The 26,863-nt window shown below is 71.2% G+C and carries 21 protein-coding genes, 1 tRNA gene and 3 pseudogenes; 11 read left to right on the top strand and 14 right to left on the bottom strand.

Features of this window, described 5'->3' with window-relative positions:
- Nucleotides 1-79: 79 nt before the first annotated feature.
- Both OJ254_RS11890 and OJ254_RS11895 read right to left on the bottom strand, forming a co-directional pair.
- A complete protein-coding gene (locus tag OJ254_RS11890) occupies nt 80-298 on the bottom strand; it encodes a hypothetical protein (RefSeq protein ID WP_265362303.1) in 219 nt (72 codons plus the stop codon).
- Nucleotides 299-403: 105 nt separating this feature from the next.
- Nucleotides 404-1,663, bottom strand: a complete 1,260-nt coding sequence (locus OJ254_RS11895; protein ID WP_265362304.1) for an aminotransferase-like domain-containing protein — start codon at nt 1,661-1,663, stop codon at nt 404-406.
- A gap of 156 nt (nt 1,664-1,819) precedes the next feature.
- On the opposite strand from OJ254_RS11895, the pseudogene OJ254_RS11900 reads away from it, so the two are divergent.
- Nucleotides 1,820-2,700: pseudogene (locus OJ254_RS11900) on the top strand (hypothetical protein).
- Between the two features lie 138 nt (nt 2,701-2,838).
- Here OJ254_RS11900 and OJ254_RS11905 read toward each other — a convergent pair.
- From OJ254_RS11905 to OJ254_RS11915, 3 genes and pseudogenes are all read right to left on the bottom strand, one after another.
- Nucleotides 2,839-3,048 (bottom strand): DUF397 domain-containing protein, encoded by a 210-nt coding sequence (locus OJ254_RS11905; protein ID WP_265362305.1) that lies wholly within the window; start codon nt 3,046-3,048, stop codon nt 2,839-2,841.
- Nucleotides 3,049-3,299: 251 nt separating this feature from the next.
- On the bottom strand, nt 3,300-4,166 hold the full coding sequence (locus tag OJ254_RS11910) for a helix-turn-helix domain-containing protein (protein WP_261950883.1): 867 nt from the start codon (nt 4,164-4,166) through the stop codon (nt 3,300-3,302).
- A 288-nt stretch (nt 4,167-4,454) separates the two neighbouring features.
- A pseudogene (locus OJ254_RS11915) lies at nt 4,455-5,215 on the bottom strand (GOLPH3/VPS74 family protein).
- 1,826 nt (nt 5,216-7,041) lie between these two features.
- Here OJ254_RS11915 and OJ254_RS11920 point away from each other — a divergent pair.
- Nucleotides 7,042-8,226, top strand: coding sequence for a serine hydrolase (locus OJ254_RS11920; protein WP_265362306.1), 1,185 nt, complete (start codon nt 7,042-7,044; stop codon nt 8,224-8,226).
- A gap of 214 nt (nt 8,227-8,440) precedes the next feature.
- Entirely contained in the window at nt 8,441-9,928 is a 1,488-nt protein-coding gene (locus OJ254_RS11925; RefSeq protein WP_265362307.1) for a glycosyltransferase family 39 protein, read from the top strand.
- 225 nt (nt 9,929-10,153) lie between these two features.
- On the opposite strand, the pseudogene OJ254_RS11930 reads toward OJ254_RS11925, so the two are convergent.
- Nucleotides 10,154-10,676 (bottom strand): annotated as a pseudogene (locus OJ254_RS11930) (winged helix-turn-helix domain-containing protein); the annotation flags it as partial.
- Between the two features lie 63 nt (nt 10,677-10,739).
- Here OJ254_RS11930 and OJ254_RS11935 point away from each other — a divergent pair.
- Nucleotides 10,740-11,573, top strand: coding sequence for an isocitrate lyase/PEP mutase family protein (locus tag OJ254_RS11935; RefSeq protein ID WP_265362308.1), 834 nt, complete (start codon nt 10,740-10,742; stop codon nt 11,571-11,573).
- A 17-nt stretch (nt 11,574-11,590) separates the two neighbouring features.
- Here OJ254_RS11935 and OJ254_RS11940 read toward each other — a convergent pair whose 3' ends face one another.
- Nucleotides 11,591-11,875: a hypothetical protein gene (locus tag OJ254_RS11940; protein WP_265362309.1), complete on the bottom strand. Its 285-nt coding sequence runs from the start codon at nt 11,873-11,875 to the stop codon at nt 11,591-11,593.
- A 363-nt stretch (nt 11,876-12,238) separates the two neighbouring features.
- Nucleotides 12,239-14,248 (bottom strand): DNA helicase RecQ, encoded by a 2,010-nt coding sequence (gene recQ, locus OJ254_RS11945; RefSeq protein WP_423836009.1) that lies wholly within the window; start codon nt 14,246-14,248, stop codon nt 12,239-12,241.
- Between the two features lie 249 nt (nt 14,249-14,497).
- On the opposite strand from recQ, the gene OJ254_RS11950 reads away from it, so the two are divergent.
- Complete coding sequence (locus OJ254_RS11950) at nt 14,498-14,818, top strand: GYD domain-containing protein (RefSeq protein WP_265362311.1); 321 nt, start codon at nt 14,498-14,500, stop codon at nt 14,816-14,818.
- 379 nt (nt 14,819-15,197) lie between these two features.
- Here OJ254_RS11950 and OJ254_RS11955 read toward each other — a convergent pair whose 3' ends face one another.
- Complete coding sequence (locus OJ254_RS11955; RefSeq protein ID WP_265362312.1) at nt 15,198-15,545, bottom strand: helix-turn-helix domain-containing protein; 348 nt, start codon at nt 15,543-15,545, stop codon at nt 15,198-15,200.
- Nucleotides 15,546-16,531: 986 nt separating this feature from the next.
- On the opposite strand from OJ254_RS11955, the gene OJ254_RS11960 reads away from it, so the two are divergent.
- Entirely contained in the window at nt 16,532-16,735 is a 204-nt protein-coding gene (locus OJ254_RS11960) for a cold-shock protein (RefSeq protein WP_069775160.1), read from the top strand.
- A 348-nt stretch (nt 16,736-17,083) separates the two neighbouring features.
- Nucleotides 17,084-18,601, top strand: coding sequence for a DEAD/DEAH box helicase (locus OJ254_RS11965; RefSeq protein ID WP_265362313.1), 1,518 nt, complete (start codon nt 17,084-17,086; stop codon nt 18,599-18,601).
- A 1,330-nt stretch (nt 18,602-19,931) separates the two neighbouring features.
- Here the strand turns inward: OJ254_RS11965 and OJ254_RS11970 are convergent.
- From OJ254_RS11970 to OJ254_RS11980, 3 genes are all read right to left on the bottom strand, one after another.
- A tRNA-Arg gene (locus OJ254_RS11970) sits at nt 19,932-20,004 on the bottom strand.
- 122 nt (nt 20,005-20,126) lie between these two features.
- Nucleotides 20,127-20,429 (bottom strand): hypothetical protein, encoded by a 303-nt coding sequence (locus OJ254_RS11975; RefSeq protein WP_265362314.1) that lies wholly within the window; start codon nt 20,427-20,429, stop codon nt 20,127-20,129.
- Nucleotides 20,426-20,653, bottom strand: a complete 228-nt coding sequence (locus OJ254_RS11980) for a hypothetical protein (protein ID WP_261957572.1) — start codon at nt 20,651-20,653, stop codon at nt 20,426-20,428. Before OJ254_RS11980 ends, OJ254_RS11975 begins: the two co-directional genes overlap by 4 nt.
- 39 nt (nt 20,654-20,692) lie before the next feature.
- On the opposite strand from OJ254_RS11980, the gene OJ254_RS11985 reads away from it, so the two are divergent.
- Nucleotides 20,693-21,397 carry a TetR family transcriptional regulator gene (locus tag OJ254_RS11985; RefSeq protein ID WP_265362315.1) on the top strand — a complete coding sequence of 235 codons (705 nt, stop codon included), beginning with the start codon at nt 20,693-20,695 and terminating at the stop codon, nt 21,395-21,397.
- On the opposite strand, the gene OJ254_RS11990 is transcribed toward OJ254_RS11985, so the two are convergent.
- Nucleotides 21,378-22,625: a M6 family metalloprotease domain-containing protein gene (locus OJ254_RS11990; protein WP_265362316.1), complete on the bottom strand. Its 1,248-nt coding sequence runs from the start codon at nt 22,623-22,625 to the stop codon at nt 21,378-21,380. The two genes, OJ254_RS11985 and OJ254_RS11990, sit on opposite strands and share 20 nt — an antisense overlap.
- A 298-nt stretch (nt 22,626-22,923) precedes the next feature.
- Here OJ254_RS11990 and OJ254_RS11995 point away from each other — a divergent pair, with 298 nt between their 5' ends.
- Complete coding sequence (locus tag OJ254_RS11995; protein WP_265362317.1) at nt 22,924-23,598, top strand: TetR/AcrR family transcriptional regulator; 675 nt, start codon at nt 22,924-22,926, stop codon at nt 23,596-23,598.
- A gap of 146 nt (nt 23,599-23,744) precedes the next feature.
- Nucleotides 23,745-25,271, top strand: coding sequence for an MFS transporter (locus OJ254_RS12000; protein WP_265362318.1), 1,527 nt, complete (start codon nt 23,745-23,747; stop codon nt 25,269-25,271).
- 146 nt (nt 25,272-25,417) lie between these two features.
- Here OJ254_RS12000 and OJ254_RS12005 read toward each other — a convergent pair whose 3' ends face one another.
- Nucleotides 25,418-25,915 (bottom strand): MarR family winged helix-turn-helix transcriptional regulator, encoded by a 498-nt coding sequence (locus OJ254_RS12005; protein ID WP_265362319.1) that lies wholly within the window; start codon nt 25,913-25,915, stop codon nt 25,418-25,420.
- A gap of 156 nt (nt 25,916-26,071) precedes the next feature.
- Here OJ254_RS12005 and OJ254_RS12010 point away from each other — a divergent pair, with 156 nt between their 5' ends.
- Nucleotides 26,072-26,848: a dioxygenase family protein gene (locus OJ254_RS12010; protein ID WP_265362320.1), complete on the top strand. Its 777-nt coding sequence runs from the start codon at nt 26,072-26,074 to the stop codon at nt 26,846-26,848.
- Nucleotides 26,849-26,863 lie beyond the last annotated feature (15 nt).

Here is a 26,863-nt window from a genome sequence, read left to right on the forward strand (position 1 = left end):
CGTCAGGTTAGGGTGCCCGCCCCGAAAGCAACAGGCCCGTCCCGCCGTGGATTTCGCGTCCGGCCGTGCTGCCGCCCGGTCAGTGCGCGTGCCCCCGGCGCAGCGGAACCACGGCCCGCAGCCGGCGCAGGACCGCGACCACCCGCACCCGGGCCCCGCACAGCCGGGCCCAGAGGTGACGGGCGAGCGAAGGGGGCGGCTCGGTCGGACCGCTCTCGGAGACATCGGGCTCCGGCGCGCCGCCTGTCGGGTCGTCCGCGTCGTGGGGGCCTGGGGTGTCGTGCGTGCCGTGGGTCATCCGTCCTCCCGCCTCCCGGAAAGGTGTTCCCACCCTGTTCTTCCCCGCGGCGGCCACCCCGAAGCGGCGCTCCCCGGAAGCCCCCGGGCGCGCCGCTCTCCGCGCTCACTCCTTCCCGCGCGCCTCCGCCAGCGCCCCGCGCAGCCGCCCGAGCCCCTCGCGGATCTCCTCCGGCGTATGCGTGACGAACGACAGGCGGACCGCGGCCGGGTCCGGCGGGCCGGCGAAGAACGGCGCCCCGGGCACGTACGCGACGTCGTGCCGCACGACCTCGGGCAGCAGGGCGGTCGCGTCGTAGCCGGCGGGCAGGGTGGCCCACACGAACATGCCGCCCGACGGCCGGTTCCACCGCGAGCCCTCGGGGAGCGCCGTGGTGAGCCCGTCGACCAGCGCGTCCCGGCGCTCGCGGTACGCCTCGCGCACCCGCGCCAGGTGGACGTCCAGGTCCGTGGTCGCCAAGTACCGTGCCGCGGCCGCCTGGTCGACGGTCGAGGTGTGCAGATCGGCGGCCTGCTTGGCGATGACGCACGGCCGCCGCAGCGGGGCCGGCAGCCGCAGCGTGCCCAGCCGCAGACCGGGCGCCATCACCTTCGAGAACGAACCCAGCAGCACCGTACGGTCCTCGGCCCCCGGGAACGACGCCACCCACGGCACCGCCTCGCCCTCGAAGCGGAGTTCGCCGTACGGGTCGTCCTCGGCGATCCACAGTCCGCGCCGGGCGGCGATCTCGGCGACCGCGGCCCGGCGCTCGGCGGAGAGCGTGCGGCCGGTCGGGTTCTGGAAGGTGGGGATGACGTACAGCAGCTTCGGCCGTTCACGGGCGGCGAGTTCGTCCAGCGCGGCCGGGTCGAGGCCCTCGTCGTCGGTGGGCACCGGCACCACCCGGGCGCCCGCCAGCGAGAAGATCTGCAGCGCCGCCAGATAGCAGGGGTCCTCGACCAGCACCGTGTCGCCCGGCTCCAGCAGGACGGTGGCCAGCAGCGACAGGCCCTGCTGGGAGCCGGTGGTCACCAGCAACTCGTCGGGACCGGTGGGCAGCCCGCGGGCGGTGGTGCGCGCCGCGACGGCCGCGCGCAACGCCGGATCGCCCTCGCTGGTGGAGTACTGCAGGGTGCGCCGCGGGTCGTCGGCGAGCACGTGCTGGAAGGCGGCCGCTATCCCCGCCGCGTCGAACAGCTCCGGGGCGGGCAGCCCGCCGGCGAACGAGATGACCTCGGGCCGGGCGGTGAGCGCCAGGATGTCGCGTACGGGCGAGCCGCCGGTGCGCGCCGCCCGCGCGGCGAGCTCGGGGAGCGGCGCACGGGCGGGCGTTTGGCGGGGCGTACGGAGAGGCGTACGGGCATCGGCAAGGATCGCATCCGGCATGGCGGTTCCCCCTTCACTCCGGCCGCGGGTTAACCCGCGTTAGGTGTAAATGCCAGGCAGCTTAAGCGGGAAGGGAACGGATGTGCAGGGATGCCCACATGGTGAGCATGCCGGACCCCTCCCGTTCTGACGCTGCGTCAGCTACACCTGTTCACCATGACCGCAGACCGCGAGAGCACGAGCAGGACCGCGCCGGAGGACGCCACCGCCACCCATGTCGCCGCCTACGGCGAACTGGCCGCCGTCGGCCCCTACGGCGTCCGCCCCGGGCATGCGCTGATCACCATGGTCGAACCGCATCCCGGCCACGAGAACGCCTACAACCGCTGGTACGAGGACGACCACTACATCGCCGGCGCCATGGCGATGCCCTGGATGTTCGCCGGCCGCCGCTGGGTCGCCACCCGCGACCTGCAACTCCTGCGCTATCCCGCGGAGTCCGCCGTCGCCCGGCCGGTCACGGCCGGCTGCTACCTCTCCACGTACTGGCTCACCGAAGGCCGCTACGACGAGCACATGCGGTGGACGGTGGCGATCAACCGGCGCCTCAACCAGGACGGCCGGGTCCACCAGGACCGTACGCACGTCTTCACGGCCTTCCAGGACCACCTGGCGACGGTCTACCGGGACGGTGCGGCGGGCCCCGGGACTTCCACGCACTGGACCACCCCTACGCGGGGCTGGTGCTGGAGGTGGTCGACGCGGCCGGACCGGAGGAGCGGACCGGGCTGCTGGAGTGGCTGCGGGACCGGCAGCTGCCGCGGCGGCTGGCCGGTTCACCCGCCGCGATGGTCACGGTCTTCCGGCCGACCCCGCTGCCCGGTGACCGGATGTCGTACGTACGGCAGGTCGAGGGCGTCGACACCCGGCTGACGCTGCTGTGGTTCCTGGAGCGGGATCCCCGCGACGCCTGGGCGGCGCACTTCGCGGACCGGGGGGAGGAGGTCGCGGACGCGGGGCTGGGGCGGGTGGAGCTGGTGGCGCCGTTCGTGCCGACCGTGCCCGGGACGGACCGGTACGTGGCCGAATTGCGCTGATGGGTGCTGACGCGCGGTGACGGGGCGGGAGCGAACGCGTCGAGGTGCGGGCAAGGCCGAGCCCCCTCGGCCGGGACGGCGATCCAGTCGAGAGGGCTCGTATCCGCGGATGCGGACGGTGGAGCGTGCCGGCTCAGGTCACGCCACGTCGAACGCGCCGTCGGCGACGTCCGACACGAAGCTGCTCCAGGAGGCGTTGTCGAACGTGAGGCGCGGCCCCTCGGGGTCCTTGGAGTCGCGCACCGCGATGGCTGCGGTGGTCGGTACGGCGATTTCCACACAGGCGCCGTTACCACCGGAGTACGAGGACTTGGTCCAGGAGAATGCGGAATTCGGCTGCACGGCCATGTTCACTCCAACTTACTCTGAGTTACCGCGGATTCGGTAGTGACGACGCTACGCGCCAACATCACCAACCGCAGGGGCCGTTCACCCGTCCGAATGGCATATTCCTTGATCTCTTTTCACGGCGATAGGCGCGGGTGTACCGTGCGAACCCGCTATCCGGAATGACGCATTCCACCCTCTTTCCGTCATGTTCCGGACTGGCCGTTCCGGTCTGGCACGCCCGTCCACCGTTCCGGTTCGGCGCTCCGGTCTCACCCCCTCGCGTCCGCATGCAATTTCGCCGCGTCCGCGATGAACTCCCGGCTCGCTTCCGCGCTCAGGGCCTGGGCTCGCAAATGCTCGTACATGATCGTGTATTTGTGCACATCATTGGTCTTCTCCAGATAAAGGTCACTGGTGACGCCCTCGATGTACACCACGCTGGAATCCGCGGCATCGTCGAATTCCAGGATGGAGAACGTTCCCGACATTCCCGCGTGCGCACCGGCGTCATAGGGGAGCACCTGCACGGTCACGTGCGGGAGATGGCTCACCTCGACGAGATGATCGAGCTGTTCGCGCATGATCAGGTGGCTGCCGACCACCCGCCGCAGCGCGCTCTCGTCCAGCACGACCCACAGCCGCAGCGGGCGCTCGGGCTCGTTGACCCGCTCCTGGCGGCGCATCCGCACCTGGATGCGCTTCTCCAGATGGTCCGGCGCCAGCTCGGGGACCGTGCCAGGAATGACCGCCTCCGCGTAACCGGGCGTCTGCAGCAGCCCGGGCACGAGCAGCGACTCGTAGATCCGCAGCGAGGCGGCCTCGGTCTCCAGGCCGATGTAGACGCTGTACGGGATGTCGCCGAAGGCGTGCCACCAGCCCTGCTGGCGGGAGTCCTTCGCCATCTGCATCAGCGAATCGACTATCCGGTGGTCCTCGACCTCGTAGACCCCGCAGAGATCGCGGACATCACGCTGGCTGATGCTGCGGCGGCCGTTCTCGAGTCTGCTGATCTTGGATTGCGAGACCAGCAGCCGCTCGGCCACCTCTTCCGCCGTCATGCCCTTGAGCTCGCGGAGCCTGCGCAGCTCCTGGCCCAGCCGGCGTCGCCTGACGGTGGGATTGACGTGGGACGCCACGGGATGTGCACCTCCGGCTCCGTACTGCTGTCATTTCCTGGTCAGCAGACTGCCACTCCGGAGTGACGCCGCGCAGTGAAATGCGCACACAAGGCGAGCGAGCGTGTGCGCGGGGTGGCGGGCCGGCCGTCGTCCGGATCGGCCGGCCCGCCACCCCGCGCTTCCTTGCTGCGGCTCCCGAACGGGATCGTGGGACGGGTGGTGCGCTGGTGGTGCTGGTGTGGCACTGGTGGAACGGTGGGGCGCCCTAGCGGGGTGCCCACCCGGTCGTACGGGCCCTTCAGGGCGTCAGCGGGCGCCCACGCGGGCCATCCTGCCGTGACCGTGCCGCGACTGGCCCGGCGTGCCGGACGCGTTCGCCGTGGCATGGGACGCCGGTTGCCGTACGGCACCGCCGGCGGCGGCCTGCGACCGCCGTGGTTGCGCCGCGGCGCCGTTCTGTACGTCCATGACGGCGTGGGCCACCAGCCCGCCCATGGGGTCGTGCCGGATCAGATCCCGGAGACGGGAGCGCGATGACCGCCCTCGTTCCCTGGATAGAGGTGCTTGCCGAGTCCGACCGCATGGGCCAGCGCGGCGAGCGCCGCGGTCCGCGGGTCCGGGGGTACGCCGGTGCGGATCGCGTTGTCCAGCCGGGCCCTGATCTCCCGGCTGATGGCCGTCTCCGTCGCTTGGTAGCGCGTCGTCGGCAGTACCCCGCACATCTGGCCCGCCACGGCATGCACCATGCCGCACCGTTCGAGATGCGTGAGGTACGTCTGGCGCAGCCCCAGCCGGGGCCCGCCGATCCAGTGGACCGCGCGCACCGGACTGCCGCGTCGGCGCAGCAGTTCGAGCGCGGAGTCCAGAGTCGGATCTCCTGTCGGCCGTGCCATCACCACGGCGATACGATCCCCGTCTGGGGCTATCCGTCCTGCCAGAGCCAGCTCTACTAGCTGGGCCCCGGCCAGGCCGAGGTCGAGCGACTGCGGCTGCGCTGTGGTGCCCGTCGCCGGGTCCAAAGCGAGCAGCAGAAGCTCCTCCGGAATTGTTCTGCGGCTCCTGCCCATCCATGCCTCCCCGCGTGGATGAATGACAGGGTGACCCCTCTCACATTCATCTGTCGAGAGTGCGTGGGGGGTTCGGTAGGGAACCGGTAGGTATGTCGTTCTCGTCTTGCGCGTTGGCGACATCTATCCGTGGGGTGCGGCGCGCACCGGTTCGCGTGGCGGCGAGGTGCTGCCACGTGAACACAGGAGACTTGGGAACACTGGTCCAATGCGGCAGTGCGACATATGAAGGAGACATCGGTGGCGGGCGAGTCCCCCGACAAGTCGGACAAGAAGCAGTCGTCGGGGGAGACGGCGCGGAGTGAACGTGATCCGCGCCTGTCCGTCCTCCGAGGGGAGCCGGCCGAGCCGGCGGAGGAAGCGACGGCGGGCGAGGACGAGGACGTGAATCCGTCCGCGCCGTCCGAGGCGTCGGAGGCGTCTGAGGCGTCTGAGGCGTCCGGGGCGTCGGAGCCGAACGGGGATGGCGGGGCGCCGGAGGCGTCCGACGGGGCGCAGAAGCCCGCCGGCGACGAGGAGGCCCCCGAGGCCGGTGACGAGCGTCTGCGGTCGGCCGTGGCCGCCTGGGTCGCCGGGAAGGGCGATGAGGGGCGCGCGGAGGCGGACGACGCTTCCGCAAAGCCGGAGGGGGAGCAGGAGTCGGACGGGGGCGCTGAGGCTGCCGCCGAGCCGGAGGGTGACGACGCGGCCGGGGCTGAGCCCGGTGCGGACGACCCCGAGGGTGACGACGAGCCTGCGCCCAAGGACTCGGCGGACGAGTCCAAGTCGGAGGCCAGGGCTGAGTCCGAGGCCAAGCCCGAGGCCAAGGCGGAGTCCAAGGCCAAGGCTGAGGCCAAGAGCAAGGCCAAGCCGGAGTCCAAGGCCAAGTCGGAGGCCGAGACCAAGGCTGAGGCCGAGTCCGGCGGCAAGGGCAAGGCCGAGGTCGTTGATCAGCCGACGGCTGTGTTCAAGACCGTCGGGCCGCAGAAGAGCAAGCCCGTGGAGGCGGCCGACGAGGAGGACGGGGCCGACGGGTCGGCAGTGGATGATGCGACCCGGGTGTTCGCTGTTGCGAAGCTCAAGGGGAAGAGCGCCTCCGCCGACACGGCCGCGCCGGTCGATCAGGCGACCACCGCCCTCAAGATCAACCCGCCTGCCAAGTCCCCTGACAAGTCCCCGCGAAGGCCGCCACCAAGGCCGCCGCCAAGGACTCCGACGCCAAGAAGGACAAGGACTCCGAGACCGGCCCGGCGAAGGACTCCGAGAAGGACTCCGAGGACTCCGCCAAGGCCCCGGCCAAGGACTCCGGCAAGAGCTACAAGGCGAAGGACGCCGAGAAGGACGCCAAGAAGGACAACGAGAAGGACGCCAAGAAGGACAGCGGGAAGGACGGCAAGTCCCTCGGCAAGACGGCGCCCCGGACCCCCCTCGGTACGCCCGGCAAGCCCACTGCCAAGGCCGACGAGAAGGCCACCGGCAAGACCGCCGAGAAGCCCGTCGGCAAGGCGGGGAACAAGTCCGCGGACAAGTCCGCGGAGAAGGCGGCCGACAAGGCGGCCGACAAGGCCGGGGCGAAGGAGAAGGCCTCCGGAGCCCTGCCGGCCGCGGCATCCGCCGCGCCCGCCGCCCCGGCCAAGCCCGCCGGTCGGACCGGTGCCCTGCCGACGGCCGCTCCGACGGGTGCCGCCGCGCCGGCCCGTCCCGAGGCGCTGCCCGAGTCCGAGCGGACCAAGCAGCAGCCGCTGCCGCCGCTCGACCTCCTGGCGGAGCTCACCAACACCCCGCCGCCGCCCGAGACCCCGCTGCGCACGGTCGTCCGCCGGTTCAAGATCTGGACCCCGCTGGTGGTGCTGCTGGCGATCATCTTCGTGATCGTCCAGGGCGTGCGCCCGCTGCCCAACCCGCAACTCGCCGTCGGCGCCGCCACCTCGTTCACCTTCAAGGGCGGCACCCTCTCGATGCCGTGGCCGGACCAGGGCCAGGCCGCCGCCGAGGTCGTCGGCGTGGGCCGGATGGGCAGTTCCGGTGCGGCCAAGCCGGTGCCGACCGCGAGCGTCGCCAAGGTGATGACCGCATACGTGATCCTCCGCGACCACCCGCTCAAGAAGGGCGAGAAGGGCGAGACGATCACGATCGACGCGCAGGGCGAGGCGGACTCGAACAAGGGGGACGAGTCGCGCGTTCCGCTCAAGAAGGACCAGCACTTCACCCAGTACCAGATGATGCAGATGCTGATGATCCCCTCGGGCAACAACGTCGCGCGGCAGCTGGCCCGTTGGGACGCCGATTCCGAGGAGGCGTTCGTGAAGAAGATGAACGCCGCCGCCAAGCAGCTGGGCATGACCAAGACGACGTACACCGACCCCAGCGGCCTGGACAAGTCGACCGTGAGCACCGCCGTCGACCAGCTCAAGCTGGCCGAGCAGGTCATGAAGAACGACGTGTTCCGTGAGGTCGTGCGCACCGAGAACGTCCAGATCGCCGGCCTGCCGGAGAAGATCTACAACAACAACCGCCTGCTCACGACGATGGCCGGTCAGGTCGCCGGCATCAAGACCGGTTCGAGCACGCCCGCCGGCGGCACGTTCATGTGGGCCAGCTACCGCACCGTCGGCGGCAAGGACCAGCTGATCCTCGGTGTGACGATGGACCAGCACACCAACAGCCCGGACCCCAACGCCCAGCTCGACCTGGTGCTGAACAACACCGAGAAGGTGATCACCGCGGCCCGGGGTGCGCTGGCGTCGGACACCGTGGTGAAGAAGGGCCAGGTCGTCGGGTACGTGGACGACGGCCTCGGCGGTCAGACGCCGGTCGTGGCGACCAAGGACCTGTCGGCGGTCGGCTGGCCCGGCATGAAGGCGACGTTCTCGATGAGCACCGGCAAGACCCTGCCGCACGAGGCGAAGGCCGGCACCAAGGTCGGTGTGCTGACGGTCGGCAACGGCGCGAGCACCCAGAAGGTCCCGGTCGCCCTGAAGGACGACCTCGTCGAGCCGACCTTCGGCGCGAAGCTGACCCGCATCGGGTGAGCGTCCACGGACTCCGGTGGTGGTGACGGGCACACCCGCCCGGCGCCGCCACCGGAGTCCTCCCGGCACCCGCCTCCCGGCAACACCGCTTTTCCCGCTCGCCCGTCCTCCGTCCCGTACGTGACCGGAGCCCGTCATCGACGTAGCGCAAGCACAGAAGCCGGCCTATGCGTCCACCGTCGCCACGCGCAGAGCGTGGGCGGCGCAGGGCGCGGTGACGCTGCTGCCCTCCGGGGTGATGCTGCTCCTGGGGGCGTGGGGGATCCGCCGCCAGGACGCCCTATGGCGCGACGAGGCGGTCACCTACGACATGGCCCACCGCAGCCTGCCCGACCTGTGGCACACACTGCTGCACGCCGATGTCGTCCACGGCCTGTACTACGCGCTGATGCACGCCTGGTTCCGGGTCTACGACGCCACCCTCGACGGGACGTTCGGCGCGGTGGTGGGGCTGCGGCTGCCGTCGGTGGCCGCGATGACCGCCGCCACCGCGGGCGTCGCCCTGCTGGGACACCGCCTCGTCGGGCGGCGGGCGGGCCTGCTGGCCGGCTTCACGTTCGCGTGCATCCCCGTCGTCCAGCAGTACGCGCAGGAGGGGCGCTCCTACGCGACCGTCTGCGCACTGGTCGTCTGGGCCACGTACCTGCTGGTCCTGACCGCGGCCGCGGCGGCACCCCCGCCCTCGCGTCCGCGCCCACAACCGGTCCCGCGCCCCGGGCTGTGGCCCGGCTACACGGCGCTGATGCTGGCCGCCTGCCTGCTGCACGAGTTCGCGTGCCTGGTGCTGCCCGTCCACGCCGCCGCGCTGATCCTCGCCCGGCTGCCCCGCCGCGTACTGCGCGCCTGGGCGCTGTCCGCGGTCACCGTCCTCGCCGCCCTGGCCCCGCTCGCGGTCTTCAGCACCCGGCAGTCGGCGCAGATCAGCTGGCTGATGTGGCCGGACCCGCTGCAGCTGCTGACCTTCGCCGTGCTCGCGGTCCTCGGTCTGGCCTGTGCCCGGGTGCGGATCCGCTCCCGCGGCCCGATCGGCCTGCGCGCCCTGGGCATCCCGCTGCTGCTCCTGCCCACCGTCCTGTTGCTGCTGCTCTCGCACGTCGAACCGGCCTACGTCGACCGCTACGTCCTCTACTACGTCGTCGGCTTCGCCCTGCTCGCCGGTGCCGCGCTGGCCCGGCTGCTGCGCCCGGCCGGCGAACTGGGGCAGACCCGGGCCCGCCGGCTGCGCCGGACCGCGGCCGTCGCGCTGGTGCTGGCCGCCCTGCTGCCCATCGACGTCCATCTGCGCAGCCCGGACAGCCGGGTCGACGACGTCACCGCGGTCGCCCAGGCCGTACGCGCGGCGGCCGAGCCGGGCGACGGGCTGCTCTTCATGCCGGCCCGGCGGCGGATCTGGAAGGCGACCCGGCCGCACGACTTCCGCGGCCTGACCGATCTCGCCCTGGCCAAGAGCCCGTTGGCCTCCCACACCCTCTACGGCACCGAACGCTCCGGCGACGCCATCCGCGCCCGGATGCTGGCCAGCCGCCGGATCGTGGTCGCCGGTGACCCGGACGGCCAGCCCGCCGACGACAACGACCAGGAAATCGCCAAACGGGCCACCCTGCGCGACAGCTTCCGGGTCTGCGGCACCACGGAGGTCCGGGGCGCCCGCATCACGGTGTACGGGCGGGCGGGGGCGTGCGGGGCGGGAAACGCCCGCTGAAACACCGCACGGGGAGCCACGTCCGACCGAGGTGCCGGCCCCTTCAGCGCAGCCCGGCCGCCGTCCCGTCCAGCCCCAGCAGCTCCTGGAGGGCCGCCGCGCCGGCGTCGGTGAGGCGTACCGCCCTGCCGCTGCCGCTGCGGCGGGCCCAGCGGCGGTCGAGCAGCCGGTCGCAGAGCCGGGCCCGGCCGTGCCCGCGAGATGGTTGCGGCGCGTGCCCGCGAGGTGGTTGCGGCGCTCGGTCCAGTCGAGGCAGGCACGGGCCGGCGGCCGGCGGCCGGCGGCCGGTGCGCAGGTCGGCCGGTTCGACGCCCAGCGCGTCGGTGAACCAGTCCCGGCCGGCGCCGGTGAGCGCGAAGCCGCCGTCCTGGTCGACCAGGCCGCGTGCGGTCCTCGCATCGGTGATCTCCCCCACGCCTTAAGGGCGCGGGAGGTACCCCCTCGCCGAGCAGGCCGGCGAGCTGGAGGTAGTGGTGGCGGCCCTGGCGCCGTTCGACGAGCAGTCCGCCCTCGGTCAGCCGGGTCAGGTGCTCGCTCGCCGTCGAGGGCGCGACCCGCGCGTACGCGGCCGGCTCGCCGGCCGTCCAGGCCGCCCGTCGAGCAGCGCCGGGCGGAAGGCGGCCCGGGTGCGGTCAGCGAGCAGCGCGGCCAGCCGTGCGAGCTCGGTGCTGTACGCCGGAGTGCCGTCCGCAGGGGCGCGGTGGGTCGCGGTCCGGTTCGTCGCGGTGCTGTACGCCGGAGTGGTCATGACTCGATTGTCCGCCGCGAGTCTTCGGTGCGTACCGAAGGGACTCGTGCCTACGGTGCCCGTATGAGCACCTCCCCGGAGTACGCCACCTTCCACTTCCACGCGCTGCACCACGCCGACCAGCCGCTGCTGCTGCCCAACGCCTGGGACGTCGCGTCGGCGGTGGCCCTCGCCGGGGCCGGATTCGCGGCGGTCGGCACGACGAGCCTGGGGGTCGCGGCGGCCCACGGCTACCCGGACGGCCGCGGGCTCGCCGAGGTCAAGGACGCCACCCTCGCCCTGGCGCTGCGCCTCAACGGCCGGCTGGCCTGCCCGTACACCGTCGACATCGAGGGCGGGTTCGGTGGCGGGCCGGAGCAGGTGGCGGATCTGGCCGGGGCGCTGGCGGAGGCCGGGGCGGCGGGGCTCAATCTTGAGGACGGGCTGCCCGGTGGCGCGGGGCTGCAGGAAGCGGCGCGGCAGGCCGAGATGCTCGCCGCGGTGAAGCAGCGGGCGCCGGGACTGTTCCTGAACGCCCGGATCGACACCCATTGGCGGGTGACCACGCCACCGCCGCTGTCGGAGACGCTGGCCCGCGCCGAGGCCTATCTGACGGCGGGCGCGGACGGGGTGTTCGTGCCGGGGATCGTCGCCGACGAGGACATCGCGGTGCTGGTCCGCGAGGTCCAGGCCCCGCTGAACATCCTCTTCACGCCCGGCCGGCACACCGTCGCCCGGCTGGCGGAGCTCGGCGTGCGCCGGATCAGCACCGGTTCGCTGCTCTTCCGTACGGCCCTGCAGGCCACCCTCGGGACGGCGGAGGCGATCCGTACGGGGCAGCCGCTGCCGGAGCCGGGCGGCGCGGCGGTCATGTACGAGGACGTCCAGCGGATGGTGGGGGAGGAGCCGGGGGAGTAGGTCCCCCCGCCCGGCGCTCAGGCCTGCCGGCCCCGGCCCGCCTGGCGGCGGCGGTGGACGGCGACGGCCGCGCCCGCCACGCCCAGCGCGCCCGCGCCCCCGATCAGGCCCGCCTTCGGCAGGTGCCCGGCCTTCTCGGCGATCCCGGCCAGCCCGTTGTCGGGCAGCATGATCGACGTACGGCTTTCCGTGGGCGCGGTGGAGTCCGCGGCGACGGCGGCGCCCGCGGGCAGCAGCAGGACGGCGAGCGCACCGGCGGCGACGGTGGCGGTACGGATCATGGAGCGGCGCTGGGCCCGCATGGGTACTCCTCGTCGGGGGCGGCTCGGGCCGCCCGGGGTCACGGTACGGCAGGCACCTTACGGAGCGTCCTTAACGGCAATCCGTACGTTGTGTAACAGTCAGCAAGATCTCTGGGATCGGTCCCGTGACAATGCGCCCACCAGTTCGGGCCAAAGGCCGCGAGTCCGGCAAGGTGTTCGAGGCGCCGTCCTGGGCATCGGCCGCCGCTTCGCCAACGCCCCCGACGGCGGCGCCCGCGCCGTCCTCCGCCTCCCGCGGGAAGCCGCCTCGGCGCCGCCCTGAGCGGCTGACCGGCCCACGCCGCGCCCGCCGCTCAGCCGCGCCCGCCGCTCATCGGCCGATCACCGCCCGATGGCCTCCGGTCACCAGTCGATGTCGTCCGGCGGCTCCGGCAGCGCCTCGTCGTCCTCCGGCTCGGGCCCGGCGTCGGGCGCGGGCGCGGCGTCGGGCGCACCGCCGGGCGCGGGATCGGCGGCCGCCGCCGCGCGCCCACCGCCCGCGTCCTCCCCGTCGCGCTCCCGCCCCGCCAGCACGTCCAGGATCTGCTGGCCGTACTTCACGAGCTTGTTCTCGCCGACCCCGGTGACCGTCCCGAGTTCGGTCGTCGTCGCCGGTCCCAGAAGGGCGATCTCCCGCAGCGTCGCGTCATGGAAGATCACGTACGCGGGCACGCCCTGCTCCTTGGCCGTACGGGCCCGCCAGCCGCGCAGCGCCTCGAAGACCGGCAGCTTTTCCTCGGGCAGGTCCACCGGCGCCCGCTTCCCCTTCGCGGCCTTCGCCTTCGCGGCCCGCGCGGCCTTCTCCGGCTCCCGCCGCATCGGCACCTCGCGCCCGCCGCGCAGCACCTCGCCGCTCGTCCCGGTGAGCACCAGCGTGCCGTAGTCGCCCTCGACGGAGAGCAGTCCCTGCGCCAGCAACTGCCGTACGACACCGCGCCATTCGGCCTCGCGGAGGTCGTCGCCCACCCCGAAGACGCTCAGCGCATCATGGTCGAACTGGATGACCTTCGCGGTCTTCTTCCCCATCAGGATGTCGATGATCTGGCCCGCGCCGAACTTCTGCCCGCGCTCGCGCTGCAGCCGTACGACCGTCGACAGCAGCTTCTGCGCGGCGACCGTGCCGTCCCAGGTCTGCGGCGGGGACAGGCACGTGTCGCAGTTGCCGCAGGTGGTGCCGGCGCTGTCCTGCCCGAAGTACGCCAGCAGCCGGACCCGCCGGCACTGCACCGTCTCGCACAGCGCCAGCATCGCGTCGAGGTGGGCGGACAGCCGCCGCCGGTGCGCCTCGTCGCCCTCCGAACCGTCGATCATCTTCCGCTGCTGGACCACGTCCTGCAGTCCGTACGCCAGCCAGGCCGTCGAGGGCTGGCCGTCCCGGCCGGCGCGCCCGGTCTCCTGGTAGTAGCCCTCCACCGACTTGGGCAGGTCCAGATGCGCCACGAACCGCACGTCCGGCTTGTCGATCCCCATCCCGAACGCGATGGTGGCGACCACGACCAGCCCGTCCTCCCGCAGGAACCGCGCCTGGTGCTCCGCGCGCGTCCGGGCGTCGAGGCCGGCGTGGTACGGCACCGCGGCGATGCCGTTCTCCACCAGGAACTGCGCGGTCTTCTCCACGGAGGCCCGCGAGAGGCAGTAGACGATCCCGGCGTCCCCGGCGTGCTCGCTCCGCAGCAGCTCCAGCAGCTGCCGCTTGGGCTCGCTCTTGGCCACGATCCGGTACTGGATGTTCGGCCGGTCGAAGCTCGCGACGAAGTGCCGGGCCTCCGCCATCTTCAGGCGGGAGGTGATCTCGGCGTGCGTGGCGTCGGTCGCCGTGGCCGTCAGCGCGATCCGCGGCACGTCGGGCCAGCGCTCGTGCAGCATCGACAGCGCCAGATAGTCCGGCCGGAAGTCGTGCCCCCACTGCGCCACGCAGTGCGCCTCGTCGATCGCGAAGAGGGAGACCTTCCCGCGGTCCAGCAGGCTCAGTGTCTGCTCCACCCGCAGCCGCTCCGGCGCCAGATACAGCAGATCCAGCTCGCCGGCCAGGAACTCCGCCTCGACGAGCCGCCGCTCCTCCAGGTCCTGCGTCGAATTGAGGAACCCGGCCCGCACCCCGAGCGCCCGCAGGGCGTCGACCTGGTCCTGCATCAGCGCGATCAACGGCGAGATCACGACCCCGACACCCGGCCTGACCAGCGACGGAATCTGATAGCAGAGCGACTTGCCGCCACCGGTCGGCATCAGGACGACGGCGTCGCCGCCCCCTATGACGTGCTCGATGATCTCCTGCTGACTGCCCCGGAACGCGTCGTACCCGAAGACGCGGCGCAGCACCTGCACCGCCTCGCCCGCCTCCGGAGCGTCTGCTGCATCCATGTCCTCGACCATTCCCACGTCCGCCAGAGCCACCCCGAAAGCCTACGAGCTCCGTCCACCTCCCGCGGCCCCTGTGGATAACTCGCCCCTCGCCCGGCCCGGCGCGGTCCCCCGCATCGCGGTGGGAGGCCGTGCGCAATCCGTTCGGCCGCACGCAACGGCCCACTCCCCTCCCTCCCGGCTCACGATGGTCAGGGGAGCCGCGCGCGGCAGCAGGGGCGGGCGGCCCGCCGCTCCGGCCCATGGACCACGGGAGAACAGATGCCCAAGTATCTGGTGCAGGCGAGCTACACCCCTGAGGGGATGAAGGGGCTGCTCGCCGAGGGCGGCAGCGGCCGCCGGGCCGCCGTACAGCAGGCGGTCGCCTCCTGCGGCGGCACCCTGGAGTCGATGTATTTCGCCTACGGCGAGACGGACCTCTACTGCATCGTCGACTTCCCCGACCCGCTCGCGATGGCCACCGTCGCCATGACGGTCCGGGCCTCGGGCGCGCTGCAGTCCACGGCGACCCCGCTGCTTGCCGTCGAGGACATCGACGAGGCCGCCAAGAAGGCCGTCGCGTTCCGCCCACCCGGCAACTGAGTGCCCCCGGCAGGACTAGAACCTGCGACACCCGCTTCAGGAGTCCCGGTGACCAGGTGGCTGAGGGTCCCCCGCAGTTCGCCGGCGTCCAGTTCTTCCTGGTCACAGGGCACGGGTCGGACGCCAGGTCCAGCGCCGGGCCGTTCTGTGTCGCGCCGTCCGCTCACGCATCGCTCACGCACGGCGGACGGCTGAGCGGACGGCTGACCATGTACGTGGCGCAGCTGTTGCCTCGGCTTCCCTTGCCCGGGCCGCGGGCGGGCCTCACGCCCGCCTGCGGTGTGAAAGGGGCCGAAACTCTCGTGCCGGCGCACTCCCTCGACTCACCGTTCTCTCGGCCGCATGAGGGCCAGGCGAGGCGGTCAGCCGACTCTGTGTGTCAGGAACCGGTGGGCTGACTCGGGTCGGCGGCGGCACGGCGCAGTGTTTCGTTGAGCTGCCGGGCCTCTTCGAGCTGGTCTTCGAGGATCACGATGCGACAGGCGGCATCGATCGGGGTGCCCTGGTCGACGAGTTCGCGGGCGCGGGCCGCGATGCGCAGCTGGTAGCGGGAGTACCGGCGGTGACCGCCTTCGGAGCGCAGGGGGACGATGAGGCGGGCGTCACCGACTGCCCGCAGGAAGGCAGGCGTGGTGCCGATCATCTCCGCTGCCCGGCCCATGGTGTAAGCGGGGTAGTCGTCGTCATCGAATTTGTCGGTGGTGTGCGGGGGAGTCTCTGTGGGCATCGAACCTCTTCATGGGACGCGTTGAGGGGCCCTGGTGCCAGTGCGGCACCAGGGCCCCGAGGGGTGTCAACACCATCCGCCGGCACTGAGTGCCGGCCTTCTCTTTCCGCCTGCGCGCCCGAGTGGGCGGGGACGCGGGGATCGCAGCTGTGTGACCGGGGACCACCTTCCCCTCCGGGGGCTGCGGCACCCGAGCGGACTCGTCCTCGCTCGGGCGATCCTGATGGTGCTCGTACTTCTCTTCTTCCTCTTCCGGCTATCGCTGTGGTGCAGTCACGCCCGGCGGCCCTCAGGCCCGGCGCGGAAGTCAGTGGCGGGGCCCCTGCACATCCTGGCTCCGTTACTCCACTACCGCGCCTGTCGTGTTCGCGGCAGTTCCTGTCTGCCACGACGCACTGACTCCGTTGGCTACGAGAGAAACGGTAACCACGTGACCGGTGAATGTCTACTGCGCTCACTCCAGATTTACGTCGCCTCCGGCATCAGAGTCGACCCGCCATCCACACTCCGGCGGCCACGCACCGCGCCGGTTCCGCTTCCCCTGGGCCCGGCGTGGTGGGGCCACGGTCCGGCCGGACGCCTCCGCGCCCGCCTTACCCGGCTGCGCCGCCATGACTCCCTCCCCCGGGGGGTGGGGCCCGTGCAGCGTCGGTGGCGAGCCGGAGCGGCGGCACTTCCCGGGCCGTACAGGGGCGGCGGCGACGGTGAATATCTAATGCCCCAACTACAGAAATGAATACGGTGGCGGCAAGTGTTTTTTGTGCTCCCGAAATCCGGGTGATGGTGAGCCGCGCGGAGTCTTCGGTGCCGTGCTATCGTCGTTCTCAGTTGCAGTTGTGGTTCCCAAGACTTGCAAGCGTGCTCGCCGGTATGTGCGGCGGGAACGCTTTCGTATTTCCGGTGCTTATTTCCGGACGGGTGATCAACGCAGCGATGCGGAGTCCGCACGGTGCGGACTCCGGGCACTGCCCCGAAGGAGATATGACATGGCTACTGGCACCGTGAAGTGGTTCAACGCGGAAAAGGGTTTCGGCTTCATCGAGCAGGACGGTGGCGGCGCTGACGTCTTCGCCCACTACTCGAACATCGCCGCCCAGGGCTTCCGCGAGCTGCAGGAAGGCCAGAAGGTGAACTTCGACGTGACGCAGGGCCAGAAGGGCCCGCAGGCCGAGAACATCGTTCCCGCCTGACGCTGACGCGTACACGAAGCTGGGGCCCGCACCTTGGGTGCGGGCCCCAGTTCGTTTCTTTTGCGTGATTCCCTGGTGCGCGCGATCTCCGCACAGGCGGCACGGGGCGGCCCCGTTCGTGCCAATTCGCCACGGCCGCGGCGAGCCGGCAGACCTCCCGGCTCCATGACCCGGCAACGGTATCGCCCGTCCTGGTGGTGTTGCCGCCCTCTCTACGGCGTGCAGGGCCGGCATATTCCCGGCCGCTTTGTTTCATTTCTTTTCATCGGTTCGTTCTTGCGATTCTTTGTGCGGCGGCTCATTGCTGCCGGGAATTCCTCGACGTGCCGCATCGAGGAAGGCTTTCTCATGAACCGCACAGCTCGCACGAATGACCGCTACGCACGCTCGTCCGGCTCCGGCCGCGGCGGCTACCGCTCCGGCGCGCCGAATCGCTCCGGTGCGGGCCGCTCCGGGAGCAACGGACGGCGTCCTGCGGCGCTGCGGGGAGAGTTCGCCCCGCCCGTCACCCACACTCCCGCCCTGCCCCCGGCCGAGACTTTCGCCGAGCTGGACATGCCGCCGGCGCTGCTGGCGTCCCTCAGCGCGGAAGGCATGTCCGCCCCGTTCCCCATTCAGGCCGCCACGCTGCCGAATTCGCTGGCCGGACGTGACGTTCTCGGCCGTGGGCGCACCGGATCGGGTAAGACGCTGGCTTTCGGCCTGGCCCTGCTGGCGCGTACCGCCGGACAGCGCGCCGAGCCGCGCCAGCCGCTGGCCCTGGTGCTGGTCCCCACCCGTGAGCTGGCCCAGCAAGTCACCGACGCGCTCACCCCGTACGCACGGCCGCTGAAGCTGCGGCTGGCCACCGTCGTCGGCGGGATGTCGATCGGCCGCCAGTCCGGCGCGCTGCGCGGCGGCGTCGAAGTTGTCGTCGCGACGCCGGGGCGGCTCAAGGACCTCATCGAGCGCGGCGACTGCCGCCTCAACCAGGTCGCCGTCACCGTGCTGGACGAGGCCGACCAGATGGCCGACATGGGCTTCATGCCCCAGGTCACCGCCCTGCTCGACCAGGTCCGGCCGGAGGGACAGAGGATGCTTTTCTCGGCCACCCTGGACCGTAATGTCGACCTGCTGGTCCGGCGCTACCTCACGGACCCGGTGGTCCATTCCGTCGACCCCTCGGCGGGCGCGGTCACCACGATGGAGCACCACCTCCTGCATGTCCACGGCGCCGACAAGCACGCCGCCACCACCGAGATCGCCGCCCGCGAGGGTCGCTCGATCATGTTTCTGGACACCAAGCACGCCGTCGACAACCTCACCAAGCACCTACTGAACAGCGGTGTCCGCGCCGCGGCCCTGCACGGAGGCAAGTCGCAGCCCCAACGCACGCGCACGCTGGCGCAGTTCAGGACCGGTCATGTCACCGTCCTGGTGGCCACCAACGTCGCGGCACGCGGTATCCACGTGGACAACCTCGATCTCGTCGTCAACGTCGACCCGCCGAGCGATCACAAGGACTACCTGCACCGCGGCGGACGCACCGCCCGCGCCGGCGAGTCCGGCAGTGTCGTCACCCTTGTCCTGCCCAACCAGCGCCGCACCATGAACCGCCTGATGGCCGACGCGGGCATCACCCCGCAGTCCACCCAGGTCCGATCCGGCGAGGCCGAACTCAGCCGGATCACCGGCGCCCAGGCTCCCTCCGGGATCCCGGTCACCCTCACCGCACCTGTGGTGGAACGCGCCAAGCGCAGCGGCTCCTCCACCCGCGGTCGACGCAGCCGCCCCGCCCAGGCCCGTCGTGCCGCCGGAACGTCCCGAGGCACGACCACGACTCCCGCTCCGACTCCGCGGCAGACCTCCACCACCGCGGCCGCCTAGCCAGGTCCTGCCCGGGCGATCAGGGCCGGATCCGGCGTGACAGCCAAAGACGTCACGTTGTCGCACGGAGCACGGTTCGGCGGCGACATGATCGTCGACCTGGCCCTGGCCGTCCTCATCGGCGCCGCTGTTGGCCGCCTTCCCGTCCGTGACGAGGCCGGGCGGTGTACGGGTTCGACCAGGATGACGATGCGGCAGGGCGTCGGCAGGTTCCCGGGCGCGTGCGGCGATTCACAGCCGGTGACGGGAGTAACGGCGGTAGCCCTCGGAAGCAGGGGTGGCCCTCGTCGTCGACGGTCAAGAGGGGGTCAGCGGTCACAGCCCATCTCGACCAGTAACGGATTGTGGGGCCCTGGTGCGAACACGCACCAGGGCCCCGAGGGGATTCGAACACCATCTGCCGGCTTACTGTGCTGCCGGCCTACTGTTTCCGCACCGTCGCCCGGGAGAGGGCAGCGTGTGCGGGGATCGCGGATGCGTGACCGGGGACCACCTTCCATTCCGGGGCCTGCGGTACCCGAGCGGACTCGTCCTCGCTCGGGCGATCCTGATGGCGTCTGCCTCCTTGTCTTCTTCCATCAACCTGCTTGCAACTGCGGATCCTGCGATTCTGCTCGCGGCCCCTTGGGGCCGCCCGGCCCGGCAGTCGGTTGCGCGGCCCACGTACATGCCTTCCGGCCCCGCTACCCCACTGCCGTGCCCTCTTCTGGCACTGCATGCACGGCAGTTCGACCTCTGCCGCGCCTTTCGATCTCTTGGCTACGAGGAAGACGCTAACCTCCAAAGAGCCACATGTCTATCTTCGCTGCGATAGATTTTCTGTGAAGGTGAGGCTCAAGCTTCTGTTGTCTACGTCTAATGGAAGCTGCACCGTAGACCGCGATGGGGCGTGGGAGCCGAAAGGTCGGGAACGTTGCCTGCCACAGCAAAACCGGGCAGCAGATCACAGGCGTGGTGAACGCGCATGAACAGCACGATCTGTGCGAGGAGCCGGCCGGCCGTCGAAGGTGCCGCCGTTCAGCGGGCCGTGCGATGCAAGGTGACGGCCGATCAAGTCACCAGGGGTCCGAATGCCAACTCGGTGTAGGCCGCGGCCCGGCTTGGCCGTGAACACGCGCCACCTCCCAGGACGCCGGGCCCGAGGCGGACGTCCAAGCCGACGAGGCCGACGAGGCCGACGAGGTCGTGCAGGGAGATGCTGATCCGTTGGGTACTGTCCGGGAGGCCGACTCCCGTCCGCTCACGCAAACGGCCTCGGACGAGAAGTCCGAGGCCGAGCAGAACCCCTCCCTGGAGGGGGGAAGCCCCAGGTCAGTGGTTTGTTGCAGGGTGCCCCCGGCAGGATTCGAACCTGCGACACCCGCTTTAGGAGAGCGGTGCTCTATCCCCTGAGCTACGGAGGCGTGGATCACTGCGTGATCCGGCGACTAGCGTAGCGGATAAGGGATCTGCGCTTGCAAGGTTTGCCTTTTGGCAGGTCAGCGGGGTCGTGGCGGGGTGTGCGGGGGCGTCTCCCGGGGGTGGGTCAGCCGGCGATGTGCCAGCTGACCGTGCCGTCCGTGGTGACCAGGAGGGCGAGCAGGAGGAGGTCCGTGGCGCCGAGGGCGAGGCCCAGGAGGGCGCGGCCGCGGCGGGTGGTGCCGCGGGCCAGGGCGAGGCCGCCGAGGATCAGGGCACAGGGGCCGAGGACGAGGTTGAGGACCAGGGTGCCGAGCAGGCCGAGGATGAACGAGGCCACGGCCATGCCGTCGGCGTGCGGGCGGGCGGCGCGGGTGGCGGCGGCCGGCGCGGGGGAGGTCGTCCGCGGGGCGTGGCTGAGCGCGGTCATCGGGAGGTCACCTCGGTCTTGTGGCGGCGTTCGCGGAGGAAGAAGACGAGCAGCCAGCCGCTGATGACGGCGGCCGCGATGAGGGTGACGGGGACGGGGAGGTGTGCCGCGGTGCCCAGCATGATCCCCATCAGGAGGAGGGCTGCGACGAGGAAGAGCATGATCTGCCTTTTCCACTCGGAGGACACTTGTTCACTCAGTGCCTCCAGCATACGACTGTTCATGGGTGGAGAAGTTAAGAGAACGGTTGTTTACTGGATGACATGAGTCACACTCTTGGGGTCCGTCAGGCCCAGAAGCAGAAGACCCGTCAGGCGCTGCTCGACGCGGCGCTCGGCCTGTTGGCGGAGCAGAGCCTGAGCAGCCTGGGTCTGCGGGAGGTGACGCGGGTGGTGGGGATCGCCCCGGCCGCGTTCTACCGGCACTTCAAGGACCTGGGGGAACTCGGCGTCGCACTGGTCGAGGAGGCGCTCGGCAGCCTGCACGTGATGGTGCGGGCGATCCTCGCCGAACAGGACGGCGCCGAGGAGCGGATAGACCGCACGGTCGCGGTGGTCGAGCGGCACGTACGGACGTATCCCCTGCACATCCGGTTCATCGCCCGCGAGCGGCACGGCGGCGTACGGGCCGTGCGGCAGGCCATCGCGGACGAGCTCGACCGGTTCGCGGAGGAGGTCGCGGCGGCGCTCAAGTCCCAGCCGGTGTCGGAGGGATGGCGCGATGACGACGTCCGGATGCTGGCCGAGCTGTACGTGGACCGGCTGGTCACGACGGCCGCCGCGCTGCTAGACGCCGACGAGGACGGGGCGCCCGGGGCCGCCGACCAGGTGGTGTGTACGGCGCGCCGCCAGCTGCGGCTGATCAGCATCGGGCGGCAGCACTGGCGGGAGGCCGGGATCTTTCCTGACCTGTCGCCACCAGAGGGGCCTGCCCAGAGGGGCGGCCGGGTCAGGCGCGGGCCGGGGTGACGCGGACGCGGTAGGTGCCGTCCTGGTTTTCGGTGAGGACGGTGACCGAGGCCCCGGTGGCCTGGTCGGTGTAGCTCTCGCCGGGGAGGAAGGTCGCATCGGTCAGTTCCGGGTCGACGTAGGGGTTGTCCCGGTAGCAGCCGCCGCTGTGCGGGGTGGCGTCCACGATCCGGAGCGGGCCGCGGCCCGAGGGCACGTCGGTGGCGACGCGGTAGAGCAGGACGCCCGGCCGGCAGACCGCGGGTTCGAGCAGGCCGCGGCTGCGGGCCTCGACCACCAGGGCGCTGTGCGGCGAGGTCGGGATGACGACGATCTTGGTGCCGCCCGGTGTGGAGACCGGGGTGAGGGTGTGTTCGCCGGGCGTCCCGTGCGGCGGTGCGCAGTGCACCTGTTGGGGCGACAGCCAGCCGAGCTTCCACTTGTGCCAGCCGACGAAGTCGTTGTTCGGCCCCCAGTCCTCGTCCATCGGGTCCCAGTGGCCCACCGGTGGCGGCTCCTGGCGGTCGTCCGTGTAGTAGAGGTCCGGCAGGCCGAAACTGTGCGCGTTCTCGTGGTTGAGGACCCGGAAGGCGCTCAGCCCCGACTGCCGGCTCCAGATGAAGGACGCGTTCCGGAACGGCACCCCGTCGGCCGTCTTCAGCCCCATGTCGCCCCCGCTGAAGGTGACCGACAGGACCGTACGGGTGGCCGGGGGTCCCGCGTTGGGCGCCGCGATGATGTTGATGACGTCGTAGTCACGGAAGTTGACGATCGGGTCGACGGCGCGCACGACCTCCTGCGCCAGCGCGTGGTAGCCGCCGTCCGAGGCCGGGTCGAAGTTGGTGCCGCGCTGGATGCCGTACGCCGCCAGCGGCCGGGACATCCGGATCCACCGGAACAGCGGCATCGGCAGGTAGGTCAGCCTGCCGTACGAGCTGGTGCGGAAGAAGTCCGTGGTGGCCGGGAAGAACTCGGCGAAGCGGGCGCTGGCCGGCATCGTGGCGCGGGCGTCCGGGAAGTCGATGAAGAGCGTCAAGGCCCGTACGACGCCGGACGAGCGGGCGAAACCGGCGGGGGTGTCGGCCGATTCGGCGACGTCGGTGGTGATGCCGTGCAGCGCGCAGGGGCCGCTGGGCGGAGCGCCGGGCCCGGGAGGTATGGCCACGGCGTTGGGGGGTGAACCCAGCGCTATGGCCGCCGCCGCGGTGGCCGCACCGGCGGCCAGCACCGCGGATACCTTGAGCTTCATAACGATCACCTTGGAGTGCCGGGTGATCGCTCGCGCGCGGAGTTACATCAATCGGAGGCACGGGGCCACCCGGGCCACCCGGGCCACCCGGGGGCGCCCGGGGCCATCGGGGAGCGCGAGGGGCGGGACGCCGGGCGCCGCGGTCGTGTGCTTCAGGTCACAGGGCGACGCGAAATATCCGGGGAGCAGTTCCCCGTTTAACCAGTCGTTCGGCCGAAACGGGGAGCGTCTCCCCGGTTGGGCCGCCGGAAGTCGCCGGAGCCGCCGGAGTCGCCGGAAGCCGAAAGGGGTGAGTCGGATGTCCGCAGGTGTCGGCACCACGAGTGCCAAGAAGGCGAAGTGCGGTGCGTCGTCACCCCGACTGCGGGCCGACGCGCTGCGCAACCGGGAACGGATCATCGCGGCCGCCCGCGAGACGATGGTCGAGTTCGGCGCCGAGGTCCCCTTCGATGAAATCGCTCGACGTGCGGGGGTCGGCAATGCGACGCTTTATCGTCACTTTGCGGATCGCCTGGAGTTGATCCACCACGTCACGCTTTCCGTCATGTCCCGTACCGCGGACCAGGCGGAATCCGTCCTTGCCGAGGAGCCCGATGCCTTCCGAGCGCTGAGGCGCTTCGTCCACGCCGCGGTGGAGGAGAAGATCGGGGCCCTGTGCCCGCTGCTCTCCGACGGCGTGGACCGTGACCACCCCGATCTGCTCGCCGCGCGCGATCGCCTGGAGGCGGCCGTCGAGGCCCTCATGGGCGCGGCGCGCGACAGCGGTCAGCTGCGCACCGACATCGCCGTCGGTGACCTGATGGTCGCGATCACCCAGCTCACCCGGCCCCTGCCGGGCAGTGCTTGCGTCGACTTCGACAAGTTCGTCCACCGGCACCTGCAGCTGTTCCTGGACGGCCTGCAGGCGCCCGCCCGCTCCGAACTCCCCGGCTGTGCCGCCACGTTGGAGGACCTCAGGCGCCGGAAGCCCTGACGCGCCACACCTCCGCGCACCGCCCGTTACGCCCTCTCCGCCCGCCCCACTCCCGTTTCACCGTCCTGTCCCGCCCCGCTCGTCCCACCCCCTTCCGTCCCGTTCTTCGCTCTTGTTCACTCACGCCCCACTAGGTGGATCCCGCCATGCCTGAAACCGTCCCGACCGTCGATCCCCGGCGCTGGAAAGCGCTGATATTCATCGCCCTCGCCCAGCTGATGGTCGTCCTCGACGCGACCATCGTGAACATCGCGCTGCCCTCCGCCCAGAAGGACCTCCGCATCACCGACGCCAACCGGCAGTGGGTGATCACCGCCTACGCGCTGGCCTTCGGCGGACTGCTGCTGTTCGGCGGGCGGGTCGCCGACCTGTGGGGCCGGAAGCGGACCTTCATCACCGGGCTGGCCGGCTTCGCGCTCGCCTCCGCGCTCGGCGGGGCCGCGGCCAACGAGGGCGTGCTGCTCGGCGCGCGGGCACTGCAGGGCGTCTTCGGCGCGCTGCTGGCGCCCTCCGCCCTCTCCCTCCTCGCCGTGACCTTCACCGAGGCCCGGGAACGCGCCAAGGCGTTCGGCATCTTCGGTGCGATCGCCGGTGGTGGTGGCGCCGTCGGTCTGATCCTCGGCGGCGTGCTCACCGAGTACCTGAACTGGCGCTGGACCTTCTTCGTGAACATCCCGTTCGCCGTGGTTGCCGCGACCGGTGCCTACCTGGTCATCCGGGAGCCCGCGGGCAGCCGTAACCCCTCCCGGCTGGACATCCCGGGCGTCGTCCTGGCCACGCTCGGTCTGGTCTCGCTGGTCTACGGGTTCACCCGCGCCGAGTCCGACGGCTGGCTGGCCGGCCCGACGCTCGGACTGTTCGCCGCGGCCGCCGTGCTGCTGCTGTCCTTCGTCCGGGTCGAGTCCAAGGTGAAGGCCCCGCTGCTGCCGCTGCGGGTGGTCTCCGACCGCAACCGCGCCGGCGTCTACGCGTCGCTCGGCCTGGCCGTGATCGGCATGTTCGGTCTCTTCCTCTTCCTGACCTACTACCTGCAGATCGTGAAGCACTACACGCCGGTCGAGACCGGTCTGGCCTTCCTCCCGATGGTCGCGGGCATGATCACCGGCTCGACGCAGATCGGCGCCCGGCTGATGACCCGGATCCGGCCGCGGCTGCTGATGGCCCCCGGCTTCGTGGTGGCCGCGACCGGCATGCTGGTGCTGACCCAGATCGACCTGGACACGTCCTACCCGGCGCTGATCCTGCCCGGCTTCCTGCTGATGGGCCTCGGCATGGGTACGGCGTTCATGCCCGCGATGTCGCTGGCGACCCACGGGGTCGAGCCGCGCGACGCCGGTGTCGCCTCCGCGATGGTCAACACCTCGCAGCAGGTGGGCGGCGCGATCGGAACGGCCCTGCTGAACACGATCGCGGCGAGCGCCACCACGGCGTACGCCACCTCGCACGCGGCCGGTGCCCGCTCCCGCGACCTGCTCAAGCTCCAGTCGATGGTGCACGGCTACTCCACCGCCATCTGGTGGGCGGTCGGCATCCTGCTGCTGGCCGGTGCGATCGCCTTCACCCTCATCAACACGGGGCGTCCGGGTGCCGGTTCGCCGGCGGCCTCCTCGGCGGACGGCGAGCGCGCGGCCGAGGGCGCGGACGAGGTCCCGGTCCCGGTGCTGGCCCACTGAGGCGCTCCGCGCCAACTCTTACCGGACTCCTACCTCGCTCCTACGGGTGACTCGCCTCCACGGGTTCCTCACCCGCCCCGTACGGGGGCGGGCGGAGCTTCCGGGAGCTTCCGAGGGCGCCGGCTTTCCCCGGCTTCGCTGAACGGTCAGCGGAGCCAGGGGAGGTCGGCGCCCTGGGGTTGCAGCCCTTCGGTCATCACCTGGCAGATTTCGGCCAGCTGACCGACCTGCTCCGGCGACAGACGGTCGAAGATCGCGGCGCGGACGGCCGCGACGTGTCCCGGGGCGGCCTTCTCCAGCACCCGCATGCCCTCGTCCGTGAGGTACGCGTTCTGACCACGCTTGTCGGACGGACAGTTCTCGCGCCGTACCCAGCCGTTCTTCTCCAGGCGGGCGATCGCGTGCGAGAGCCGGGAGCGGGTGATCTTGGCGTTCTGGGCCAGCTCGGTCATCCGCAACCGGCGCCGCGGTGCCCGGGAGAGCTGGACGAGCAGCCCGTAGTAGACATGCGGCATCCCGGCGTCACGCTGCAGCTGACGGTCGAGGTGGTCCTCCAGGAGCGTGGTGGCGTGGAGGTAGCACTGCCAGGCGTATTGCTCCTCGTCACTGAGCCAGCGTGGCTCGATTGCGGCTTCGTTGCTCATGCCATCCACTCTCTCACCGCTCGGAGAGTTATTTAAGTTTTAACAACGCCGGGGTTAGACTGTCATCCGACGCTTGAAGATTCAAGTAAATGGTCCTGCGGTGGCCGGATGCCTCTGCATCACCGACTACCGCCAGTGTGACGCCGTGGAGATGTGATGTCCGTAATGCCGGCCCTCTACCTCAGTCATGGCGCGCCCCCGCTCGCCGACGACCCGATATGGCCCGGCCAACTGGCCGCCTGGTCCGCGCAGCTGCCGCGCCCGAAGGCGGTGCTGATCATCTCCGCGCACTGGGAGGCGGCCCCGATCGCCCTGGGCGCCACCGAGACCGTGCCGCTCGTCTACGACTTCTGGGGATTCCCGCGCCACTACTACGAGGTCCGCTACCCCGCTCCCGGTGCGCCGGAGCTGGCCGAGCGCCTACGGAAGACGCTGCGCACCGCGGACACCCCGGTGGTGGACCTCCCCGACCGGGGCCTCGACCACGGCGCGTACGTCCCGCTCGCCGAGATGTACCCGGACGCCGATGTTCCGGTCCTCCAGCTCTCGCTGCCCACACTCGATCCGCGCCTCCTGTACGAGACCGGCCGCCGGCTCGCCCCCCTGCGCGACGAGGGCGTACTGATCGTCGGCAGCGGGTTCTTCACGCACAATCTGGCGGCGCTGCGGCAGTCCCACAACGGCCCGCCCGCCTGGTCGGTGGAGTTCGACGACTGGGGGCGGCAGGCCCTGGAGGCCCAGGACCTCGACGCCCTCTTCGACTTCGTCCACAAGGCGCCGGCCGGGCGGCTGGCGCATCCCCGCACCGAGCACTTCGCGCCGCTGTTCGTGACCCTGGGGGCCGCGGACGCCCGGGGGCAGCTGGACAGCGGGCGGAGTGTGATCGACGGCTTCTGCATGGGGCTGGCGAAGCGGTCGCTGCAGTACGGCTGACGGTGTACGGCCGAG

Origin of the sequence: Streptomyces endophytica (assembly GCF_026153355.1) — a bacterium.
Classification (GTDB): domain Bacteria; phylum Actinomycetota; class Actinomycetes; order Streptomycetales; family Streptomycetaceae; genus Streptomyces; species Streptomyces endophytica.

Excerpts from the sequence above, each read along its gene's own strand:
- OJ254_RS11980 (WP_261957572.1), bottom strand. The coding sequence starts at position 20,653 with ATGAACAGTCGTATGCTGGAGGCACTGAGTGAACAAGTGTCCTCCGAG.
- OJ254_RS11940 (WP_265362309.1), bottom strand. The coding sequence starts at position 11,875 with ATGCGGGCCCAGCGCCGCTCCATGATCCGTACCGCCACCGTCGCCGCC.
- OJ254_RS11985 (WP_265362315.1), top strand. The coding sequence starts at position 20,693 with ATGAGTCACACTCTTGGGGTCCGTCAGGCCCAGAAGCAGAAGACCCGT.
- OJ254_RS11960 (WP_069775160.1), top strand. The coding sequence starts at position 16,532 with ATGGCTACTGGCACCGTGAAGTGGTTCAACGCGGAAAAGGGTTTCGGC.
- OJ254_RS11975 (WP_265362314.1), bottom strand. The coding sequence starts at position 20,429 with ATGACCGCGCTCAGCCACGCCCCGCGGACGACCTCCCCCGCGCCGGCC.
- OJ254_RS12010 (WP_265362320.1), top strand. The coding sequence starts at position 26,072 with ATGTCCGTAATGCCGGCCCTCTACCTCAGTCATGGCGCGCCCCCGCTC.
- OJ254_RS11905 (WP_265362305.1), bottom strand. The coding sequence starts at position 3,048 with ATGGCCGTGCAGCCGAATTCCGCATTCTCCTGGACCAAGTCCTCGTAC.
- OJ254_RS11950 (WP_265362311.1), top strand. The coding sequence starts at position 14,498 with ATGCCCAAGTATCTGGTGCAGGCGAGCTACACCCCTGAGGGGATGAAG.
- OJ254_RS12000 (WP_265362318.1), top strand. The coding sequence starts at position 23,745 with ATGCCTGAAACCGTCCCGACCGTCGATCCCCGGCGCTGGAAAGCGCTG.
- recQ (WP_423836009.1), bottom strand. The coding sequence starts at position 14,248 with ATGGTCGAGGACATGGATGCAGCAGACGCTCCGGAGGCGGGCGAGGCG.
- OJ254_RS11935 (WP_265362308.1), top strand. The coding sequence starts at position 10,740 with ATGAGCACCTCCCCGGAGTACGCCACCTTCCACTTCCACGCGCTGCAC.
- OJ254_RS12005 (WP_265362319.1), bottom strand. The coding sequence starts at position 25,915 with ATGAGCAACGAAGCCGCAATCGAGCCACGCTGGCTCAGTGACGAGGAG.
- OJ254_RS11995 (WP_265362317.1), top strand. The coding sequence starts at position 22,924 with ATGTCCGCAGGTGTCGGCACCACGAGTGCCAAGAAGGCGAAGTGCGGT.
- OJ254_RS11955 (WP_265362312.1), bottom strand. The coding sequence starts at position 15,545 with ATGCCCACAGAGACTCCCCCGCACACCACCGACAAATTCGATGACGAC.
- OJ254_RS11990 (WP_265362316.1), bottom strand. The coding sequence starts at position 22,625 with ATGAAGCTCAAGGTATCCGCGGTGCTGGCCGCCGGTGCGGCCACCGCG.
- OJ254_RS11965 (WP_265362313.1), top strand. The coding sequence starts at position 17,084 with ATGAACCGCACAGCTCGCACGAATGACCGCTACGCACGCTCGTCCGGC.
- OJ254_RS11890 (WP_265362303.1), bottom strand. The coding sequence starts at position 298 with ATGACCCACGGCACGCACGACACCCCAGGCCCCCACGACGCGGACGAC.
- OJ254_RS11895 (WP_265362304.1), bottom strand. The coding sequence starts at position 1,663 with ATGCCGGATGCGATCCTTGCCGATGCCCGTACGCCTCTCCGTACGCCC.